Annotated in this window: 19 protein-coding genes; 4 read left to right on the top strand and 15 right to left on the bottom strand. The window is 49.4% G+C overall.

Going from position 1 to position 21,564, the window contains the following annotated elements:
- Nucleotides 1-153 precede the first annotated feature (153 nt).
- The 10 genes from CD05_RS0111805 to CD05_RS20690 all read right to left on the bottom strand — a co-directional run bounded on the left by CD05_RS0111805 (nt 154) and on the right by CD05_RS20690 (nt 8,461).
- Nucleotides 154-1,008, bottom strand: a complete 855-nt coding sequence (locus CD05_RS0111805) for an IS3 family transposase (RefSeq protein ID WP_242841261.1) — start codon at nt 1,006-1,008, stop codon at nt 154-156.
- A 5-nt stretch (nt 1,009-1,013) separates the two neighbouring features.
- Nucleotides 1,014-1,316 (bottom strand): helix-turn-helix domain-containing protein, encoded by a 303-nt coding sequence (locus CD05_RS0111800; protein ID WP_028509370.1) that lies wholly within the window; start codon nt 1,314-1,316, stop codon nt 1,014-1,016.
- A gap of 139 nt (nt 1,317-1,455) precedes the next feature.
- On the bottom strand, nt 1,456-1,890 hold the full coding sequence (locus CD05_RS0111795; RefSeq protein WP_028510668.1) for a SpoVA/SpoVAEb family sporulation membrane protein: 435 nt from the start codon (nt 1,888-1,890) through the stop codon (nt 1,456-1,458).
- A 149-nt stretch (nt 1,891-2,039) separates the two neighbouring features.
- Nucleotides 2,040-3,692, bottom strand: coding sequence for a dockerin type I repeat-containing protein (locus tag CD05_RS0111790; protein ID WP_028510667.1), 1,653 nt, complete (start codon nt 3,690-3,692; stop codon nt 2,040-2,042).
- A 21-nt stretch (nt 3,693-3,713) separates the two neighbouring features.
- Nucleotides 3,714-4,943 carry a class I SAM-dependent rRNA methyltransferase gene (locus tag CD05_RS0111785; protein WP_028510666.1) on the bottom strand — a complete coding sequence of 410 codons (1,230 nt, stop codon included), beginning with the start codon at nt 4,941-4,943 and terminating at the stop codon, nt 3,714-3,716.
- Nucleotides 4,944-5,057: 114 nt separating this feature from the next.
- The gene (gene tsaB / locus CD05_RS0111780; RefSeq protein ID WP_028510665.1) at nt 5,058-5,753 is read right to left on the bottom strand and encodes a tRNA (adenosine(37)-N6)-threonylcarbamoyltransferase complex dimerization subunit type 1 TsaB; all 696 of its coding nucleotides are present in this window, start codon (nt 5,751-5,753) and stop codon (nt 5,058-5,060) included.
- Nucleotides 5,734-6,177, bottom strand: coding sequence for a tRNA (adenosine(37)-N6)-threonylcarbamoyltransferase complex ATPase subunit type 1 TsaE (gene tsaE / locus CD05_RS0111775; RefSeq protein ID WP_028510664.1), 444 nt, complete (start codon nt 6,175-6,177; stop codon nt 5,734-5,736). The genes tsaB and tsaE overlap by 20 nt, the downstream gene beginning before the upstream one ends.
- Nucleotides 6,174-6,950: a hypothetical protein gene (locus CD05_RS0111770; RefSeq protein ID WP_028510663.1), complete on the bottom strand. Its 777-nt coding sequence runs from the start codon at nt 6,948-6,950 to the stop codon at nt 6,174-6,176. Before CD05_RS0111770 ends, tsaE begins: the two co-directional genes overlap by 4 nt.
- On the bottom strand, nt 6,950-8,092 hold the full coding sequence (locus CD05_RS18490) for a DUF3810 domain-containing protein (RefSeq protein WP_051588975.1): 1,143 nt from the start codon (nt 8,090-8,092) through the stop codon (nt 6,950-6,952). The genes CD05_RS0111770 and CD05_RS18490 overlap by 1 nt, the downstream gene beginning before the upstream one ends.
- A gap of 192 nt (nt 8,093-8,284) precedes the next feature.
- Nucleotides 8,285-8,461, bottom strand: coding sequence for a hypothetical protein (locus CD05_RS20690; RefSeq protein WP_156947469.1), 177 nt, complete (start codon nt 8,459-8,461; stop codon nt 8,285-8,287).
- 139 nt (nt 8,462-8,600) lie between these two features.
- Between CD05_RS20690 and CD05_RS0111755 the strand changes: the two genes are divergently transcribed.
- The 4 genes from CD05_RS0111755 (at nt 8,601) to CD05_RS0111740 (ending at nt 12,608) form a co-directional block, all read left to right on the top strand.
- Nucleotides 8,601-8,924 carry a hypothetical protein gene (locus CD05_RS0111755; RefSeq protein WP_028510662.1) on the top strand — a complete coding sequence of 108 codons (324 nt, stop codon included), beginning with the start codon at nt 8,601-8,603 and terminating at the stop codon, nt 8,922-8,924.
- A gap of 13 nt (nt 8,925-8,937) precedes the next feature.
- Nucleotides 8,938-9,492 carry a hypothetical protein gene (locus tag CD05_RS0111750; protein ID WP_028510661.1) on the top strand — a complete coding sequence of 185 codons (555 nt, stop codon included), beginning with the start codon at nt 8,938-8,940 and terminating at the stop codon, nt 9,490-9,492.
- A 603-nt stretch (nt 9,493-10,095) separates the two neighbouring features.
- A complete protein-coding gene (gene malQ / locus CD05_RS0111745) occupies nt 10,096-11,589 on the top strand; it encodes a 4-alpha-glucanotransferase (protein WP_028510660.1) in 1,494 nt (497 codons plus the stop codon).
- Nucleotides 11,590-11,618: 29 nt separating this feature from the next.
- Nucleotides 11,619-12,608, top strand: coding sequence for an aldolase catalytic domain-containing protein (locus CD05_RS0111740; protein WP_028510659.1), 990 nt, complete (start codon nt 11,619-11,621; stop codon nt 12,606-12,608).
- A gap of 408 nt (nt 12,609-13,016) precedes the next feature.
- Here the strand turns inward: CD05_RS0111740 and CD05_RS0111735 are convergent, their stop codons facing one another.
- From CD05_RS0111735 to trkA, 5 genes are all read right to left on the bottom strand, one after another.
- The gene (locus CD05_RS0111735; protein ID WP_028510578.1) at nt 13,017-14,072 is read right to left on the bottom strand and encodes a site-specific integrase; all 1,056 of its coding nucleotides are present in this window, start codon (nt 14,070-14,072) and stop codon (nt 13,017-13,019) included.
- Nucleotides 14,073-15,501: 1,429 nt separating this feature from the next.
- On the bottom strand, nt 15,502-16,545 hold the full coding sequence (locus CD05_RS20925; RefSeq protein ID WP_051588974.1) for a hypothetical protein: 1,044 nt from the start codon (nt 16,543-16,545) through the stop codon (nt 15,502-15,504).
- A 405-nt stretch (nt 16,546-16,950) separates the two neighbouring features.
- Nucleotides 16,951-17,322, bottom strand: a complete 372-nt coding sequence (locus CD05_RS0111720; protein ID WP_028510658.1) for a hypothetical protein — start codon at nt 17,320-17,322, stop codon at nt 16,951-16,953.
- Nucleotides 17,323-17,864: 542 nt separating this feature from the next.
- Nucleotides 17,865-19,310, bottom strand: a complete 1,446-nt coding sequence (locus tag CD05_RS0111715) for a TrkH family potassium uptake protein (RefSeq protein ID WP_028510657.1) — start codon at nt 19,308-19,310, stop codon at nt 17,865-17,867.
- A gap of 372 nt (nt 19,311-19,682) precedes the next feature.
- On the bottom strand, nt 19,683-21,047 hold the full coding sequence (trkA, locus tag CD05_RS0111710) for a Trk system potassium transporter TrkA (RefSeq protein WP_028510656.1): 1,365 nt from the start codon (nt 21,045-21,047) through the stop codon (nt 19,683-19,685).
- Nucleotides 21,048-21,564 lie beyond the last annotated feature (517 nt).

Genomic DNA, 21,564 nt, shown 5'->3' with positions numbered 1-21,564 from the left:
ATGCAGGGGTGGCATAAGGATAGCGAGAGAGCTTCCTTGAAGCTAAACACTCCACTAAAACCGCCCGAATGGGCATAGGCGCCGTCAGGCGCACCACAACTATTTGAACCTGTCAAGTTTTCTGCACACATAAAGTTAATAAAACTATTGATATCAGCCAATAGAAAGCTTTTCATTTCTGAGCTCATATGGCGTTTTTAAGCCGTTTGAGCTGTGATAACGATGTGTGTTGTAAAAGCCAAAGACGTATTCAAATATTTTTAGCTCGGCTTCCTTCCTCGTTTTGAACCTACAGCCATGTACACAGGCATTTTTGACCGTTGCCCAGAAGCTTTCCATAGGTGCATTGTCATATGGCACACCGCTTCGAGACATACTTTGGATCATCTTGTACTTATGAAGCTTGTTTTTGTATGCATTGGAAGCATATTGCACGCCTCGGTCAGAATGGAACAGCAGTCCTTCGCCCGGCTTGTATTTTTTGAATGCCTGATCAAGCGAATCGATCATCAGTTCCTGCGTGTGTTTGCTGCTAAAGCTTAATCCGACACAATCACGTGCACATAGGTCTATTATCCCTGCTGCGTACAGCCAGCCTTCGTCTGTCCATATGTAAGTGCTGTCTCCGCACCACTTTCGGTTTGGCTTATCAGCATTAAAATTGCGGTCAAGAAGATTTTCTGCAACTTGATACTTGTGCCTGCTGTTGGTCGTTGCCCTATATTTTTTGCATTTTTTCGGGTACATATTTCCTTGACGCATCAGCCTTCCGACTTTCCCCTCACTCATCGGGTATCCGGCTTCTTCAAGTGCTTTTTTCATACGCACTCTGCCATACTCCTCATAGCTTTCAGCGAAGATCGTCTGCATTTTCTCTACAAGCTCCAGATCTTCTTTTTCTTTGTTGCTGCGAGGGTTTTCCTTTCGGTCATAATATGATCTTGTACTTATCCCGAGAGTCTGACATACCAGATTGATCGGATATTTATCCAATCCTCTCGCCCGCAAGTCATCTATCTTTTCTTTGACTCTTGCTCTGCCTGATATGCCGCAACTTTTTTTAAGATCTCTACCTGCATCCTGAGCTTTTCGTTTTCTTTCTTCAATCGCCTAAGTTCTGCATCCTGCGGACGCTGTTTCCCACAGCCTACAAATGCATCCTCGCCGTACTTTCTGTACTCTCTGCGCCATGTGTAGATCGTTTGCTCCGGTATTGCGAATTTTTCGGATAACACTTTCACAGATATGTTATCTTTGAAGTGCAGTTCCATGATCTTAAATTTGAATTCCCGACTGTTTTCTCCATGTGTGCTCATTTGAAGCCAACTCCTTTTTTTATATTGTATCATTATTAACTTCAAATGTGTAGTTTTATTATACAGGTTCAATTCACTATTCATTCTTCACTATTCACTATTCACTAAGCGAAGCGTTTCACCTGTTACCTGTAACTTGTTACCTGAAATAAAAGTAGACTCCTGCCAGCACGCTTGCGAGTATGCCGTAGAGGATGACCGGGCCGCTGATGATGAATATCTTGGCGCCAAGGCCGGTGATGTAGCCCTCGCTGCGAAATTCAACTGCCGGGGCGGCGACGGAGTTTGCAAAGCCTGTGACCGGCACGAGCGTGCCTGCGCCTGCGTGGCGTGCGAGCTTGTGATACAGCCCGAGCGAGGTCAGAAGCGCTGAGAGAAATATCAGCGTCACCGTCGCAAGGGTAGAGGCGGCCTTGCTGTCAGCACCGAGATAGCCGTAAAGGTCTGTAAGCCCCTGCCCGAGCACGCATATACCGCCGCCGATGAAAAACGCCTTCGGGAATGTGACCCACCACTTGGTCTTTGTGCCCTCCTGCTCGTACATCTTGCTGTATTCTTCCTTTGTAAGCTGCATGATTGATACCTCCGGGATATTGACTGGAGTTATTATGCGCAGAGTTCTTCTGAATATGCAAAAACGCATCATGACGGCGCAAAAAAAGGTATCGACCCCGACCGATGATACTTAAAAATCATCGGCGCAGCCGATACCTTGATTATGCATTACTTTAATGTTACTTTCCAATTTGCGAGATACTGGCAAAGGAGTAGCGCATCTTTGAGGGTGACCTTGCCGTCGCCGTCAACGTCTGCGTTTGATTCGTTTATCTTGACATTCCACTGTGCAAGATGCTGCTTGATGAGTAGGCCGTCTTTGAGCGTTACTTTGCCGTCGCCGTCAAGATCGCCGGGAACTCTTGTCACCTTGCCGTCGCTGAAATCCGTCGGGTCGTCAGGGTCGAGGGCGTAGAGAGTGGGTGCGCTGCCGGAGGCGGTGTACCACCTTACCATGCCGTCCGAGCAGAGCACAGGATCGCACTCGGAGAGCTGTATATCCGCATCAAGCTCAGTCACCTTGCCGATAAGGCTGCCGCTGCCGTCTATCACGGCGAGCTTTGTCACGCCGTCCTTGTTGTCGCCGGTATAATACCACCTTGTGTTTCCGGTGCATTCTTTCCACATGACGAGGAATTTGTTGTCGTTTATCTTTACAAGCTGGGGTGCGGAATTTCTTCTGCCCGTGCTGCCTTCTGACTGTGCTTTGTTTGTGTAATTGGTGAGATTAACTATCTTTGCCTTGGCGCTTGTGCCTATCGAGCTCTTGGGGTATACGGCCACGCAGATATCCTTCAGGTCGTAGTAATTATCAAGCTCGCTTGCGGTCATATCAGCCATTTTTGCCGATATCAGCACATTGTTCTTTGAAAGAGCCATGCCGCCTGTCAGAACACCTGTGTAGTTGTAGCTGGTGTTGCTTTTGGCAGAGGGTATATCTACTATCTCGCTGTCAGTGCGTGTTTTGGTTGACAGGTCGTATTTGCTCAGAGTGAGCGCTCTTGGGTTTGCATCGCCGTGGTCGTAGGAATAAACTGCACTTCCGTCAGTGAGCAGATACTGGTCAAACGAATGGCTGACAAACGGGAAAGGCGCATCATCAAAATGCCATTCGACCTTGTAGTATTCCTGGTCAAAGGTCATACTCTCGATGTCAAAAACATACGACATATTCATCTGATGACGCAGGCCGTCGCTGGACTGGTACATCTGGTGGCAGGTGTGGATATACAGCTTGCCGCCTGCTTCGGCCATTTTGCAGGAGCCTGCCTTGAAGGGGACGTATGTATTGCGTCCCTTTAGTATCTTGGTCTTATAGCTTTTGAAGTCCTTGGTTATCCTTGTTACGGCGATAACGTTCTGGTCATCGCTCTCACTGAGATTCTTCTGGCCGGTCACGACAAAGATGTAGTTCTCGCCGACATAGAAGGCACCGAACAGAGGAAGAAAAGTTGACTGGCTCAGGTCTAATTTCCTGCTTTTTATGAGCTTGCCGGTAGTCATGTCTATGTCTTCGACAAGCACATAGCCTGTGTCGAGGTCGTATAAGTCAACTGTTTCTGTTGAAGTCGTGATGAATTCGACTCTTGTTACCTGGTTCTCACCGCTCTGATAGAGGTATGACCTTTTCGTCTTTTCCTGATTGCCGTAGATGTGGTTTGCAGTGTAGATGCTGTTGTCTGAGCTCTGGCAGTCCTGCGTCTTCGTTATCGCTCCTGCGGCATACGCTGCCGGCACGAGCCTGCTGTCGCTAAGCGTCACCGTGCAGGCGGCTGTGAGTGCGGCGGCACATACAAGTGCGGCTATTCGTTTTCTGAGCATTTTCTTTCCTCCTGTCTATTATTATACTACCTGAAACAGATAGAATTTAAGATAATCCGTCTCCGGAACGCCCATGAGTATCGGGTGGTCGGGCGACTGGCGGCGTGCTTCTATAAGCCTAAGCGTAACTCCTGCGTCATCGGCAGCGCTTTTGACCATTTTGAGAAACCTCTCGCTGTCCATAAAATGCGAGCAGGAGCAGGTCGCTAAAAATCCGCCCCTTGGCAGCAGCTTCATGGCACGCAGGTTTATCTCCTTGTAGCCACGCTCGGCACTGCCTATAGTCTTGCGGCTCTTTGTAAATGCCGGTGGGTCGAGGATTATGTAGTCGTATTTCTCGCCCTGTTCTTTGAGCCTTGGCAGCAGCTCGAATACGTCCTCGCAGATAAAGTCCATTCTGTCAAGCAGGCCGTTTCTCTCGGCGTTCTCACGGGCTGTGTCAACTGCAAGCTGCGATACATCAACAGCTGTGACGTGCGCAGCCTCGCCCTTTGCGGCATTGAGTGCAAAAGACCCCGTGTGCGTGAAGCAGTCGAGCACCCTGCGCCCCTTTGCTATCTTCGCAGCGGCAAGGCGGTTGTATTTCTGGTCTAAGAAAAAGCCTGTCTTCTGGCCGTTTAACACATCCACCTCGTAGATGATGCCGTTTTCATTTATCTCTGTCACCGGCGACGTGGGAGCAGGGAGAAAGTCAGCCTCATACCAGCCCTTGTACTGGGTCATTCCCTCAAGCTCTCTGATTGCGGCATCGTTTCGCTCCATTATGCCACGCACCTTTACGCCGTGAGCGGCAAGCTCAGTAACGAGTGCTTTGTAAATGATATCCTTTACACGCTCGATGCCAATTGAGAGCACCTGCACCGAGAGCAGGTCAGAGTATCTGTCAACAGTCAGCCCCGGCAGCCTGTCAGCCTCGCCGAAGACCAGCCGACAGCAGGAAAAGTCGTCGCCCATAACAGACACACGGTAGTCGATAGCGTATCTGATGCTTCGCTGCCAGAAGCTCTCGTCAAAGCGGTCGTTGGCGTTTGTCGTGAGCAGGCGTATGCGTATCTTGCTCTTTTCGCTCAAAAGCCCCGAGCCTAAATATGTGCCTTTTTGTGAGAGCACATCGACCACCGAGCCGTTTTCAACATTGCCTTCGGGGGCTTGCTCTATCTCATTGTCGTATACCCACGGGTGCCCTGCTCTGAGCTTTGCTTCGCACCTTTTGGATACGGTGAATATGGGAAGTTGTCTTGATGATTTCATATTGTTTTCCTTTACTGTCTGTTTAATGCACAATGCACAATTAAGGTGCGCCTGCGGTAATAATTCCGATCATCGGCGGAGCCGATACCTCAATTATGCATTATGCATTCTTAATTATGCATTGTTCTCATGTGCCCTGTCTTTCTGCGCCTTTGTCGGCTGGAGATAGCTTACCCCAAGTGATGCCGGGTCGGTGATGAGTGTTTCGTCGTTTTCTACCGCCTCGCATATCGAGGAAGCCCTTGCTATACTGTGCGCAGCTGGCGCTGTGAGCACGTTATCATCATCTGTGAAGAGCGCCTTTATATCCTCAGCATAGTCGCCTATGAGCATAGCCCTGCCGCCCTGAGACTTTATAAGCTCTGCTATCCCGGCTGACTCCATAAGGCAGTCATCATGCGTTCTTGTTATCACGCCGCCCTTTGCTTCAAAGGCTGCAAAATAGCAGATAGTGTTTCTTGCCTTCATCACGGTGTAGATAAAGCCCTCAAAAAATGAAACATTGTATGCAAGCGCTGAAAGTGTTGATACGCCGGCGCACTTAAGGCGGCTGTTGCCTAAGCACATACCCTTTACAGCGCCTATGCCTATGCGCAGGCCTGTGTATGAGCCGGGGCCGTTTGCTGCGGCTACGCAGTCTACGTCGGCTATGTCCTTTTCGCAGTCACTGAGCAGGCGCTGCACCATAGGCAGTATCACCTGCGAGTGGGTAAGGCGTGTAACTATGCTCGTTTCGCCGAGCAGCAGCCCGTTTTCAGACAAAGCAACGCTCGCTGTCTTGCCCGAGGTATCAATTGAGAGTATCGTCAAAGCGTTCATCTCCGTTTACTGTTATTTTTCTTGTGTTATCGTCTATGCGTTCAAATGATATGGTTATGGCGTTTTCGGGCAGCTCGTCCGAGATGTTCTCGCTCCACTCTATTGCGAGCACTGCATCGTCTGCCATGTAATCAAAAAAGCCTGTAGTCTCCAGATCCTCCGGGGAGAGAATGCGGTACATATCAAAATGTATAAGCGAGAGTGCTTTGCCCCTGTATTCGTTCACAAGTGCAAAGGTGGGCGAGCTCACCTCGTCGCCAAGGCCGAGACCCTTTGAGATGCCCCTTGTTATCGTCGTCTTGCCGCAGCCGAGGCCGCCTGCATATGCTATGATGTCGCCGCCTCTGAGCCTGCTGCCTATCCTCTCACCGAGGGCTATCGTCTCCTCGGGCGAGTGTGTTATGTATTCTGTCATAATGTCCTTCCTATGTCTACAGCGTATGCGACTATCAGGCATTTTTCGTTGTCTGTCAGGTCGCTTACGCTGTCTATCATCGAGCGTGAGTCTATCTCATTGTAGCGGTTGAGCACATACTTGTCGCCCTCGCTGTCGGTGGTTATGCACACGGTGTGTATGCCGCTGAAATACGGCGTGCCTATGTAGAATGAGAAGATAAGGCTCTTGCCGCTTTCAAGTGCTGCGTCGCACTCGTCAAGTGTCAAGGGCTTGTCGTAGCTTATGCCCTTGTAGTCGAGCAGCATATTTATCTTCCTCGGCTCGCTGCCCAGTGAACCGTCCTTTGCCACAAGTATGTTGTTTTCAAACTCGGTTATCAGCTTTGCCATGTCTACCTGTTCGCCAAGCAGTGTCAGCATATTGTAGCAGGCTATCACCTCGCAGCCGTTGTAGCCGAACCTGTAGTTGCCAAGATACAGCTCGTTTACCGGCGGAGTGTCCTGCCCTTTTTCTATCAGGCTGCCCTGAATGCCGCTTTTGTCCCACACTTCACGGTTGTGGGTGTAGTTTTTGGCACTGCGGCTGTCCTCATCAAGGGTAGGGAAGACTTCATCAAAGCCTGCCCACACCGGCTGTTCTTCGTCGCTGCTCTTGCTGCTCTGACTGCCGGTCGATGAGCCCTCTATAGCACGCTTTTTTGAGAAATATTCGCTGTCCGAGCTGCCCTCACCGCTGCCGCAGGAGCACAGCAGGGCAGATATCACGGCAAGCATAGTTACAAGTCTTTTCATTATCTTTCCTTACCGCCTGAGTAGTAGTAATTGAGCAGCAGATCGACCATTCTGCCGTAGGACTTCTTGCCGTCCTCAACGCCGTTCAGCTTAAGTGATGTCTCCATAGCCTTGTCGGATATCTCTGCGACCTCCTTGCTGTCAAAAAGCCCCTCGTCGCTTTCCTGCACATCGTCCCAGTATTTGCGGTTGCCCTTGATGTCGAGCCATACGTTTTCATTGACCTTTTCGTAGAGCTCGTCTTCCTTCGCATCGCCGCAGTATTCGCCGACCTTGCCGAGAACGTATTTCAGGGTGCTAAGATAGCCCGAGTAGTTGAAATCCTTGCTGTCAGACCTTGCGCACGCCAAAAACGCCACGAAATTCGCCTCGTCCTCCTGCATAAAGCCCTTGGTGTGAACAAGCTCGTGAGTGACAGTCTCGGGGAGGTTGACCTCGTACATCTCCTGATTGTAGTTGGCTTCCATAGTAAAGGGGAAGTATATGCCCATAAGGTACTGCTGGCTCATAAAGAATGAGTTCTTTATCTTCTTGGGGGTGACATAGTAGCCGCCTAAGCGTGGGTACTCGTCTTCAAGCGAGCGGAGGGATTCTTTGGATTCCTTGTCAAGGTCGGCCGTCAGCACGAAATGCCCCCCGTCGTCACGCTCTACCTCATAGGAGAGCTCGTTTGTGCGCTCGATAAGCACATCGGCAAGAGCTATCAGCTGCTCGTCGGAATGTTCGTCAGAAGGGATATCGTAAATATCTCCGAAGGACGAGCAGTGGTAGAGGATAAAGCAGTTTAGTGTCTCGGTGGAGACGATAAAAGCAAGTATCCACCCATATGTAAAGAGATAGATGCGCCGGATAGTCTTGCGGTGGTTGACGCAGCCTATCATAAGTATCGGCAGGAGTATAAGCACTGTGAACAGCAAAAATATCACGCCGAAGATTATCAGCACCTCGCCTACAGATATCGGTATGAGCGAGGTAAGCCTGCCGTAAGTATTGACCCACACAGGGAAGATATGCTCGGCATACCAGTCGGAAAAGCCCGACACCGTCCATGCGAGGATATTAAGGACTGCGCATATCAGCAGCAGGAGTATCAGGGCAGTCAGCTGTTTATGCTCGCCCAGCCTGCGCAATATCTTTTTCAAAATGATTCACGTCCCTCTGTATAGTATACATTTATAATTGTACCACCTGTCATGCCAAAAGTCAAGACGAATGGTGTTAACAATAACTGGCGCTTTTTCAGGTAACAGGTAACAGGTAACAGGTGAGGAGCGCCTGCGGCGCAATATGGCCATTCGGCCGAACCCCTCCACCACAAAGGAATGAGCTTTTTATCAAAGCTCATTCTCGTCTACCCACTGCTTGCCAAGGGCGATGTTTTCATCATTTACGGCCGTGTATTCGCCGTGGGTGATGGCAGGGTCGGTGATGATGTTGGTCTGCCCGGAGGGTGAGGGCTTCTTTCTGGGGGTGTATATCTTTGTGCCGTCAGGGGCGGTGTGCTTTTTCATTTGTTTCTTCCTTTCAGTTCGTTTGTGATTATTGTGCGCTGAAAATGTGTGTTTAGCAGATGAAAATTTTTCAAAAAAGTTGAAATGGCGGCTGATGTGTGTTATAATTTAGTATACGAACGTGAAAAGGAGTGCTGTTATGGAAAATACAAAACACGGCAACAACTGGACAGCCTATTATGACCCTGACACCGGGAGATTTTTCGCAGAGATAATCTACACCAGCCGTGAGGGCAGGGAGCAGTATAACTACGAGATAACAGAGTCAGTCTACGGCAGGCTCGGCACCTTCAAGGACGATACAGATAACGAGCGGCTCATAAAGGACTGCAAGATGACATATTCCTTTGAGAACACGATGTACGGCACTCTCGGCCCTGAGCGGATGGTCTGGGACGATGAGGCTGACGATGCTATGAGCAAGTGCGTCAAAAAGCAGAAAAAAAAGAATCACAAAAAGTGAGAGGAACAAATAAATGAAAGAAAACAAAGACAAGATAAAAGCCCTGCTCATCGCCCTTGCAAAGTGGGCGGAGGCTGAGCTTTTCTGCATAGTGACATTTATCTTCTACGCCATGGTAGTCACGGCTATGGGCAAGGGGGCGCACATACTTTTTGCGATAGTGTGCTTTGCGCTCGTGGCTTGTTTGATGACTGACTACGCCTTAAAGCTCGGCTATTCGGCAACAAAGGGCGTCAAGGCCGGCACGCTTTCCGAGTGCAGGAATTTCGGCATACTCATAGGCCTTGCAGCCGCTCTGCCGACATACATCTGCTTTGTATTTCTGTTGCTTTCGGCAAACGGCGTGATAGGCAATTTCTACCCGGCGTTCAAGATAATCAACTCGATGTTCGCCCCGGCTGTTAACATCTTCGCATCGACTGCCGATGCAAGAGAACTCACGACAGGCCAGCTTATAGGCATAGGTGCGATACCCTTATACATACCTATAGTTACATGGATAGCCTACAAGCTCGGCTACGACGACACCGACCTTGCACAGAAGTTTGTCTACAAGTCAAAAAAATAGGAGAGCATATGCCCCTGAGGTCTGAACCTTGGGGGCTTTTTCAGTTAACAGTTAACAGGTAACAGGTAACAGCTGAGGTGTCCTGCTTACGCAGGACAAGATGCCCATTCGGGCGGTAACGCTGCGCTTAGTGAATAGTGAATAGTGAAGAATGAAATAGTTGAGGTGCGCCAAAGGCGCAGATCCGAAGGGTCGAGGGGCGACCGGAAAGCCCCTCGTGTACCCCCTGAAAACGAGAGAGCCACCTTGAAGGTGATTTGTCCGACTTAACAGCTAAAAGGGCAGTCTCTCGCTATTCCTACGCTACGGATAGGGGGGCTTTCCGGTCGCCCCCCTGCGGCAGCAAAGCTGCCGCTCACCCCCTTCGGGTGCAAAACCTGCAACTTAATTGAAACCGTCCGACCAACACGGCCGAATGGCCATACGTCGGCGTAAGCCGACACCACAACTGTTAACTGATAACTGTTAACTGTTAACTCCTCAAATGCAGCCTTATTTTAACTTTTTTTCAAAAACCTCTTGCAAATCTCAGAAAAGTGTAGTATAATAGTAAGGTACTGTAACGCTTTAAAGCGAAAAATACGTTCATGAAAGGGTGGTAATGTGAGAGCGAGCGGTATTCTGATGCATATTTCTTCTTTGCCGAACAGCTACGGTATAGGTAAGCTGGGTAAGGAAGCGTATGAGTTTGCGGATTTTCTGAGAAAGGCCGGCCAGCGATATTGGCAGATACTTCCTATATCTCCGACAAGCTACGGCGATTCACCGTATCAGAGCTTTTCGATATACGCAGGCAACCCTTATTTCATAGACTTTGAGCAGCTTGAAAAGGAAGGGCTGCTAAGATCCTCTGAGTATAAAAAGGTCGATTTCGGCAAGGACGATGAGAGCGTCGATTTCGGGCTGCTGTATAAGACAGTGTTCAAGGTGCTCAGAAAGGCATATAACCGCTTTGAGCCGGATTTTGACTTCAAACGCTTTGAGTCAAACAACAAGTGGCTCGATAATTATGCGCTCTTTATGGCGCTTAAGGACGCACACGGCGGCAAGGCGTGGGAGCACTGGGAAAAGCCCATAAGAAACTATGAAAAGGCTGCTGTCAAGGCGGCTAAGGAAAAATATAAGGCCGATATAGGCTTTTATAAGTTCGTGCAATATGAGTATTTCAAGCAGTGGATAAAGCTCAAGGAGTATGTCAACTCGCTCGGGATAAAGATAATAGGCGATATACCGATATACGTTGCCTACGACAGCGCAGATGTCTGGGCAGACCCGAAATATTTCCTGCTCGATGAGAACAAGACGCCGATAGACGTTGCAGGCTGTCCGCCTGATGTTTTCTCGGCAAAGGGTCAGCTTTGGGGCAACCCCCTCTACCGCTGGGACGTGATGAAGGAAGAAAACTACCGCTGGTGGATACAGCGCATACGCTCGGCCGCTGAGACTTATGACGTGGTCAGGATAGACCATTTCAGGGGCTTTGAGAGCTACTACTGCATTCCCTATGGCAGCGAGGACGCAGTGATAGGCGAGTGGCGCAAGGGACCTGATGCTGAGCTTTTCAAGGAAGTAAAGAGACAGCTTGGCAAGCTCGACATAATCGCTGAGGACTTAGGGTTTTTGACACCAAAGGTAAACAAGATGCTTAAGGCCTGCGGCTATCCGGGCATGAAGGTGCTTGAATTTGCCTACGACCCTGAGTATAAGAGCGGCTATCTGCCGCACAACTTCAAAAGCAGCAGCAGTATCTGCTACACAGGCACCCACGACAACGAAACGCTTGTCGGCTGGGTGGGCTCGCTTGGCAGAAAGGAAGCCAGGTTCTTCCGTGATTACCTCGGTGTGAGCCGCAATAAAGACATACCCTGGGCGATGATAAGGCTTGCATGGTCAAGTGTAAGCGACACGGCTATCGCACAGATGCAGGATTTCCTGGAGCTCGGCAGCGATGCGAGAATGAATATCCCCTCGACTCTCGGCGGCAACTGGCAGTGGAGAGCAAAGCAGGGCGTCTTCACAGATGAGCTTGCAAAGAAGATATTTGATATGACAGTAATGTTCAACAGGCTCGGCGATGAGCCTGCCAGGCAGAAATGATAAAGGCAATGAAAGGAAAGAAAACTACAATGAGAAACGATAAACTTACCCCTGCCCAGTTAATGGGCTTCAGAGAGCAGATAAAGGTGCTCGACGCAACAGTAAGAGACGGCGGTCTTGTTAACAGCTTCCGCTTTACAGACGAGTTTGTAAGAGACCTCTACAAGACAAACGTTCAGGCCGGCGTTGACTACATGGAGCTTGGCTACAAGGCTGACAAGGCGATATTCAACGTTGATGACTTCGGCAAGTGGAAGTTCTGCAATGAGGACGACATAAGAGACATAGTAGGCGACAACGACACAGACCTTAAGCTCTCGATAATGGCTGACGTTGGCAGATGCGACTACAAAAACGACATCATCGACCGTGCAAACAGCGCTATCGACATGGTAAGAGTGGCTACATACGTTTCCACCATGCCGGCTGCTATCGACATGATAGAGGACGCTGCAAGAAAGGGCTACGAGACCACCTGCAACATCATGGCTATCTCAAACGCTCAGGAGAGCGACATCGACATAGCTCTTGATATGCTCGGCAAGTCTCCTGTCAACGGCGTTTACATCGTTGACAGCTTCGGCTCACTTATCCCCGAGCAGGTAAAGAGAATAAGCACCAAGTATCTCGACATGGCTGACAAATACGGCAAGCAGGTGGGCATTCACGCACACAACAACCAGCAGCTCGCATTTGCAAACACTATAGAAGCTCTCTCCGAGGGCGTAAACTACATCGATGCTACATATGACGGCATGGGCAGAGGTGCAGGCAACTGCGCTATGGAGCTTCTCTTAGGCTTCCTTAAGAACCCGAAGTACAAGCTCTACCCTGTCATCAAGTTCATCGAGCAGCACATGAACAAGCTGCGTGAGGACGGCGTGCTCTGGGGCTACGGCATACCTTACATGGTAACAGGCCAGTTCAACCAGCACCCGAGAGAGGCTATCGCATTCAGCGAGGCACTCAGAAAGGATTACACAGAGTTCTACAAGCACATACTCGACATGAACTCTTGAAGGGACCAATGCACCGAGCCGGCAGACCCGCTCGACCCGCTGGGTGCATTCGAGCTGTAAAAACCGCTTTGCGGTTTTTACAAATGCATAATGCAGAATGCATAATGCACAATTGATGTGTCCTGCTTCGCAGGACGGATATGAATAACACAGCCCCCGAGATATTTATCCCGGGGGTTTGCTGTTTATATTGGTATGATTAAGGCGTTAGTTAAGAGCCGGCAAAGGCGACATTCCGAAAGGGCGAGGGGGCGACCGCAAAGCCCCTCGTGTACCCTATGGGAGCGAGAGAGCTGCCTTGAAGGTTAACCTCTCCTACAGAATAGCTTCGAGGGTAGTCTCTCATTCTTCTCACGCTACGGCAGGGGGGCTTTCCGGTCTATCCCACCACGCTATGAACTCCCCTGTTTAAGCGGTTTCTATGTCGCTTGTGACAACATTCGTGTCAACAATAAGGCTGTTGAAATAATCATCGATACGCTTGTCAACGAGCTTGCGTTCGTCAGAGAATGTGTGCTGATATATCGTCTTTAAGACATCAGGCGTTGACCAGCCGCCGCGTTCCATAGCGTACTTGTCTGGTATGCCGAGCATAAGCATTATCGAGGCATTCAAGTGCCTTAAATCGTGAAATGTCATCTCAATTCCGTTTTCAAGCATAAGTGTTCTGAACTTGTTGTAAATAGCACTGTGCGTGTCCTTGATGATGAAATCATTCTCGGTTTCGTGCGGCACTTTCTCAATAAGCCTTGTGATGTATTCGGGTAACGAAATCGCTCTTGTTGAACAGCTTGTTTTGTTCACTTCCCGAATGTGGTCTGAACCGCCGAACCTGACATTTGCTCTGTTAACGAATAAAACGCCGTTTCTGACGTCACTGAACTTTAACCCCCTGACTTCACTCATACGAAGTGAAAGCCACATAGCGAGCAGGCAGGGCAGTTCTATTGACGTGTTTCTGATTATGTTCAAGACTGTGCGAGCGTCTGGCAGCTCTTTAGTCTTGTTTCTCTTCGGCGGCAGCGTAACGTTAATATCGGGCTTTATGCCGTGTATCTTTAACGCTGCAAGCACTAAACACTTTGCATCTTTTAATGACCTGTACCCGAGCCGCTTTGCATCTTCGTTTATTGCTCTTTGCAGGGTGAGCGTGTCAAGCTTTTCCGCTTTTATGTTCATAACCGACTGTAGGCGCGTTCTGCGTGTTCTTTCATAGCCGTATATTGTTGACGGTGCAAGCACGTTCCTTTTCAGCTCGATGTAATCATCAATAGCCTTGCCGACAGTCAGCGACTTTGCCGAGATTTTTCCTTTTCCCCCTTTTTCAAATTCTCTTGCTAATTTTTCAGCTTTCCAGCGTTCGTCTGCGGTGAATGATTTGAATATCTGTTTTCCGTTTACATCGCGTCCGAGAAAAACTCTCGCTCTCCAGTTTCCACTTTTAAGCTTTTGTATATTTGCCATACTACACCATTCCTTTCAATTTTGACGGTGTGTAATATAGCTCTGTGTTCAAATTTATTATATATTTGCTTTTTAGGTTTGTCAAGTCGGAAAAACGGGCTTTAAGCCGAGACTATCACGGGTGAAACCTCTTTTTTTCATCAAATTGCAGTTTCTATGTTCTGCACAATAGCGATAGATTTAAACTGTGGAATATGCACAGGTGTGAATTCTATCTGATTGGCATAAAACTTTAACCATACGGCATAACATAACTTCTTAATGGTAAATTGTGGGCTATCAGCCATAGGTTATCAGTCCTTTCTGTGTTGGTTGTGTCGGTTGCTGTTCACCGTAGCATCGCAACCGACACACGTAATTTTGCCGTAATTTCGGGACTTTAAGCCCATTTGTGTTGGTTGTGTTGGTTGTGTCGGTTAGTTTTTACGTTTGGTGGGGGTCTGGCAATTTGTACAATGTTTAGGTGCCTAATTTGTGAATATCGCACAGCAATATAATCCGAATACTTTGGGGGAAGTTTCCCCCAAAATCCCCCCTCAAATGCTTTTAGCTTTGTGTGCCTTTGTCACTCGGTATATCATCTTACGCCATATTATTCCACGGTCATATTGACAACGAGCCTCTATGAATGTGTTTTTAAGGTCGCGCAGGGAGCACCCCCAAAAGGGTTGCGCCCTTGGCTCCTCAGCCTAACACATTCATACTCATTGTCAATAAGCTTTCGCGGCATAAGATGTCGTAAGCTGATATACCTCCTTTCGCAGTTACATTCTGTATCTATTCAAGATGAACTTACGCTCTTTGAGTTACAGTCTATGTTTTTCGGGCGGTCTGTAATATAACTCTGCGGAGTATTACAAGGGATTTGTATGCTATAACGAGCTGTGTTACTTAATAGAGCTTGTGCTTGCCCCCTGCGGTGGCAAAGCCACTCGCAAGGGGGGCGATATATGTTAGAAGAAAGGAGAACCACAGAGTTATATTACACACCGTCCGATTATATGAGCGTGTCAACAATTAGTGTCAATTTTCGCGATAAGCTTACACTATCAAGGGTTGCTGACGTGTGAATTTTTGATTTTTACAAGTTTTTCAAGTCTTTGTTTTTGCCCTGTTTTCGGGAGCAAAGCCGAGACTATCAAGGGGTCGAGCCTTGCAAAGCTTTCGGGGCGGATAGTGGGTAAAGGCTTTCCGGTCGCCCCCCTGCGGCAGCAAGCTGCCGCTCACCCCCTTCGGGGATATGCCCACACACGATGTGGAGGACGACGAAGAAGACTGCCTCCCCTAACAGGGGAGGTGCCCCGAAGTGGCGGAGGGGTTTCAAAATCCATCGGCGCAAGCCGATACCTCAATTATGCATTGTGCATTATGCATTATGCATTGAAAAAGCATTATGCATTTGTGTAACGAAAAGCGTTACACATCGGCGTTACGCCGACCGGAATGCCAGCCCTGCTTCTTCGGTGCAGAGATAGTAGTCGCTTATCATGTCGTCTTTTTCTTCTGCGTCCTTGATGCGCTTGACAATGTCTGCCGGCATAGCATCAAACTTAGTGCCCTGCGGATAGAGATACAGCGTGTCGCCTGTTAAAAGGCCCAACGAGCCGAAACGCTCGCTTACGTCTATGGCGTCAGCGCTGACGTACTTTGCAAAATAGCTCGTGTCGGCAGGTGTGCCCTTTATTGTGGTGATGTTGGTTATCTTCATAGAATAGATGCCGTCGCCCTCGTCCTTAACAGGACCGAAGAAGCCTGCAAAGTGCGAGAAAACTTCGACACGCTCGTTTTTGTCGTTTAAGTCATAGTCAAGATACAGCCCCTCGAACTTGCCGTTGGGTTCGATGTGCAGGTCGATGCCGTTTGACTTGTTGAGCGTTGCCGAGTAGTTGTAGGGCATACCCTCGGGCATCTCGAACGGCTCCTGCGCAGGCAGGAAATGGAGCTTTACAGCGCCCGATGTCGTAAACTCTACTGCCTGCGCATCGGTGTAGGGAACATAGAATGCAAAGCTGCTTTCACCTTTGTCATCTGTGGCAAAGCAGAAATAATCCCCCTCGCCGCCGTTTTCGTCGTCAAGGTCATAATGCCCTGCTTTGACGGTGCCCTCGTATTCAAGGCTGCCGGAAGCAAGGAAGCTCTCAAACGTTCCGTCCTCGTGGACAGAGATGTGAGCCGCCGTCGGGTCGCCTTCTATATACCAGTCGCCTACGATAGCCGATACACTGTATTCCTTTTCAGGCTCGGTGACTGTGGTGGTAGTCTCCGTTGTGGTCGTTTCTGTCGTCGTGGTAGTCTCGGGAGCGGAGGTCGTGGTGGTTGTCGTAGTCTCCTCCTGCGACGAGCTCTCGACCGCCGATGACGAGCTTGAATTCTTAGCCTTTTTCTTTTTGCTGCTGCTTTCCTCATCATCGCCGCACGCTGCCAGCGAGAGAGTCATTACAAGTGCGAGTGCCAGTGCAAGTGTTTTTTTCATAATATCACCCCGGTGTTTTTAGTTAATAGTTAATAGTGAACAGTGAACAGTTAAGGTGCGCCTGACGGCGCTTATGCCCATTCGGGCGTGTGGTGGAGGCAGTAGAGCTTCAAGGGTAGTCTCTCTCTTATCTCACGCTACAGTAGGGTGGGCTCATGCGCCACCCCTGCTCCGGCTTCGCCTTCGCCACCCCCTTCGGGGTGCAAACGCCGAGGGCTTTGCTGAAACCGTCCGACCAACAGGCCGATATGGCGCTCGTCTGCTTGCGCAGACAGCCAAGTTTCGCAAAGCGAAACTTGCAATAAGCGGCGTGAGCCGCACACCTCAATTATGCATTATGCATTATGCATTGTGCATTGAAAAAGCATTATGCATTTTTATAGCGTTTCTTTATCTGCTATTTTATCACAAACCGCCCTGTCTGTCAACCTTGACTTCCCAGTAGTACTTTCGGTCTGCAACGGGGAAGTCGTCCATAACGCCGTGTTCGGGGTCATAGAACACTCCCTCGCAGTAGAGCGACCAGTGCCAGCAGCGGGGAGTTTCAAGGCTGAGCACGGCGATAGGGGGGAGCTGTGATTTATCCTGCACGGGCACTCTTGCATCGCTTATCCATAAGCCATGCGAGCGCAGGTAGGATCTCATTTGTTTAAGGTCAGTTTCTCTGAAGTTATCAAGCTCAGCGGACACTTTTTCAACATCTATCCCTGTGAGCATAGCGAGCACCGCCTGCCCACAGCGCAGGTCATCGGGCTCGTGGAGGTAGGAAATATTCATGGTTACTCCTTTTGGGTCAAATTTTCGATGCACAATGCTTTTTCAATGCATAATGCTTTTTCAATGCATAATGCATAATGCATAATTGTGGTGTCGGCTGGCGCCGACGTATGCCCATTCGGCCAGAGCCGCCGAAGGCGTGCGACCGAAGGGTCGAGGTGGCGCATGAGCAGACAAGGTCGGCTCGAAAGCCCCTCGGTGTAGCCTATGATGACAAGAGAGCTTCCTTGAAGGTAAGCAACTCGGGCATTTCAGCTCACGGCAAGGCCTTTGTTTATCTTACGCTACAGGTAGGGGGGCTTTCGAGCTGTCGCAGACAGCTCATGCGCCACCCCTGCTACGGCTACGCCTTCGCCACCCCCTTCGGGTGCATATCCTACGATTTAGCTGAAATCGTCCGACTGACAGGCCGAATGGCCATACGTCGGCGCAAGCCGACACCTCAACTATTCACTATTCATTCTTCACTATTCACTATTCACTGAGCGCAGCGTTTCTCCTGTTAACTGACAAAGCCGCCATATAGGCGGCTTGGGGGGGTATCAGAAGTTCTTTCTCCATACGGTGGGGGAGAAAAGGATTATCATCGGCATACATTCAAGTCTGCCGAGGAGCATATCGAGGGTGAGAGTTACCTTCGATACGTCAGAGTAGAACGAGAAATTCTCGATAGGGCCTACACGGTTAAGACCAGGACCTATGTTGTTGATACAGGTCACGACTGATGTGAATGTCGTCGAGAAATCTGCGTTGTCGGTCGCTACGAAGATAAGCGACACTATTATGAGCCCGAGGTAGATAGAGAGGTAGTTCTGTACGCTGTGGACTATCTGTACGTCCATAGTCTTCGAGTCGCTCTTTACCACGTTTACCGAGTTCGGGCGGAGCATCTTGCGGATAGTTCTTATGGCGTTTTTAAAAAGAATGATTATTCTTGCGACCTTGAAGCCGCCGCCTGTCGAGCCGCCGCAGGCACCTATGAACATGAGTATCACGAGCAGCATCTGCGAAAATCCCGGCCACTGCGTAAAGTCAGCCGTTGCGTAGCCTGTTGATGTCATAATAGATGACACCTGGAAGCCTGCGTATCTTAAGCACTTGTTGAAGCTGTGGTATATGGGGGCTATGTCTATCATTATAAGGCCTGTAGCCACGGCCATTATGCCGACATAGACCTTTATCTCGGTGTTTCTCCACACATCGCCGAGCCTTCTTGCAAGAATGAAGTAGTAAAGCGAGAAGTTGACACCGAAAAGCGCCATCATTATGGTTATTACCGCATCAATAGATGCCGAGTCGTAGTAGGCGATACCGTCGTTCTTGATACCGAAGCCGCCGGTGCCGGCTGTACCCATTGCGTGGCACACGCTGTCAAAAAGCGGCATATCGCATATAACGAGAAGAACTATGGTAATAGCCGTAAGCACAGCATAGATTATGTAGAGGTAAGCCGCAGAGAGCTTGCCCTTGGGAACTATCTTGCCGACCTGAGGGCCTGCACATTCCGCACGCATAAGGGTCAGAGCCTCGTTTGACGATGGGAGTATCGCTATAGCGAGCACCAAAACGCCCATACCGCCGACCCAGTGGGTAAGGCTTCTGTAGAAAAGCATACCACGGGAAAGTGCCTCGACGTTTGTGAGTATGGTAGAGCCGGTAGTCGTAAAGCCCGAAACGCTCTCGAACACGGCATCTACAAAGTGCGGTATCTCACCGCTCATATAAAAGGGCAAAGCGCCTATAATCGGGTAGACCACCCACATAAGCGCCACTATGACAAGAGCTTCCCTGTCATACATATGCTTATTCTTAGGCTTGATAACGGTAAGCGGCACGCCTGCGATAGCTGTACATATACCGACTATCAGGAAAATCTTTGCCGTATCCTTTTCATCATAGTAAAGGCTTACTGCCATAGGCAGCAGGAAAAGCAAAGAGCCCAGAAGCAATATTTTTGAAAGATAATGGAAAACAAGCTGCTTGTTCACGATCTTCCTCCGTTTATGTTAGTTAATAGTTAACAGTTATCAGTTAACAGTTAAGGTATCGCCTGCGGCGATGTATTTTAAGACCCCTCCGCCGGAAACGCTGCGCTCAGTGAATAGTGAATAGTGAAGAATGAATAGTGAATAGTTGATGAGCGGCGGTTTAGCTTCAAGGAAGCTCTCTCACTATCCCTACGCTACGGTAGGGGGGCTTTCGAGCCGGCTTCGACGGCTCATGCGCCACCTCGACCCTTCGGAAGCACGTCCTACGATTTAGCTGAAACCGTCCGACAAACACGCCCGAATGGGCATAACGTCCTGCGCAAGCAGGACACCACAATTATGCATTATGCATTATGCATTATGCATTGGTTGTCAGCCTCTGTCAAGAATGTCCTTAAGCTCGGAGATGCGGTGCTCCTTGCAGACAACTACGACACTGTCGCCTATCTCGATGGTGTCCATACCGCTCGGGATAATGATGTCACGCTTTCTTACGATGCCGCATATGAGAATGTTCTTCTTAAGCGCCATAGATGCGAGCTTGATGCCCACAACGCCGGGAATGTTCTCACGCACCTTGAATTCTATCGCCTCGACCTTGTTTGATACGAGGTGGTAGAGGGATTCTATGTTTGAGTCAAGCGCTGCACTCTGCGAGCGTACATAGCTCAAGATATTGCTCGTGGTGATGTATTTTGGCGAGATTATCGTGTCAAGGCCTATCTGCGAGGCAAGGTCAACGTAGCTGTCACGGTTTACCTTGGTGACTACCTTGGCACCCGTGTTTATCTTGGCGTAGAGCGACATGATGATGTTTTCTTCGTCGATGCCTGTTATCGCAACAAAGGAATCAGCATCGTCGATGCCCTCCTCCTGCAAGAGATCCTGGTCGGTGCCGTCGCCGTGGATAACTGTGGCCTTTGGCAGCAGCTCGGCAAGCTGTGTGCAGCGTGCGTAGTCCTGCTCGATTATCTTTACCCTCATGCCCAGCGATAAAAGCTGGCGTGAGAGGTAGTAGCATATCTTTCCGCCGCCGACTATCATAACTGTCTTTATCTTGTCCTTCAGTGCGCCGCACATTCTGAAAAAGCGCTCAAGATCCTTGTGCGATGCGGCGATGTTTATCCTGTCGCCTGCACGGAGTATAAAATCACCTGTCGGCACGTATATCTTTGAATCTCTCTGTACAGCGCAGATAAGAAATCTGATGTTAGTCCTCTTGTATATCTCAGCGAGCGAGAGCCCGTCAAGTGTTGAATTCTCAGCGAGCTTGTGCTCGACAAGCTCTATCCTGCCCTTTTCAAACACCTCGACCTTTGCAGCCGTCGGGAATATGAGCACTCGTGCGAACTCCTCAGCTGTGGTGAGCTCGGGGTTTATGACCATTGACAGCCCCAGCTCGTCCTTTACTACGTCTACCTGGCTGTAATAGGCAGGGTTTCTTACTCGTGATATAGTCTTTTTGCAGCCCAGACGCTTAGCGAGCAGGCAGCAGAGCATATTGAGCTCGTCATAGGGGGTCGTTGCTATCAGCAGGCCTGACTTGCCGACACCGGCCTCACGCTGAACGTCTATAGTAGCGCCATTGCCCTCGATAGTCATAACGTCCTGGCTGTTCTGTATTCTTTTAAGGGCTTCGCCCTTTATATCGACTACGGTGATACTGTGGCCTTCCTCTGCAAGTGTAGATGCGAGGTTTCCGCCCACCTTACCGTTACCGATGATAACTACTTTCATTGTCTTGCCCCTTTCACTCGGGTTTTCAGAGGTGCCCGATCATACAACAATACATTATACCACATTTTCCCGATATTGTCAATCAGGGGTGGGAGAGTATTAAGGCAACACCGCACAAAGACCGCCTGAAGGCTTTGTACGCAACTTACTTGCATCTTTTCTGTCATATTACACATTTTTTCCTTGAAATACGGTAGTATTCCTTCGGAAAATCTGTGCAATCTGACGAAAAAGCTGACTGCGCAATTTGCGCACAATCTTCGTGCGGTGTTGCCTTAATGTTTAGGTAAAATATCACACTTTTTGTAATGCATAATGCTTTAACAATGCATAATGCATAATGCATAATGAAGGTGCGCCTGCGGTGATTATTGCAAGTTTCGCTTTGCGAAACTTGGCTGTCTGCGCAAGCAGACGAGCGCCATATCGGCCTGTCAGTCGGACGGTTTCAGCAAAGCCCTCGGCGTTTGCACCCCGAAGGGGGTGGCGAAGGCGAAGCCGGAGCAGGGGTGGCGAA

Source organism: Ruminococcus sp. NK3A76 (assembly GCF_000686125.1).
GTDB lineage: Bacteria > Bacillota > Clostridia > Oscillospirales > Ruminococcaceae > NK3A76.
The sequence above is the reverse complement of the archived record's forward strand: the minus strand, read 5'-3'. Positions and strand labels throughout refer to the sequence as shown.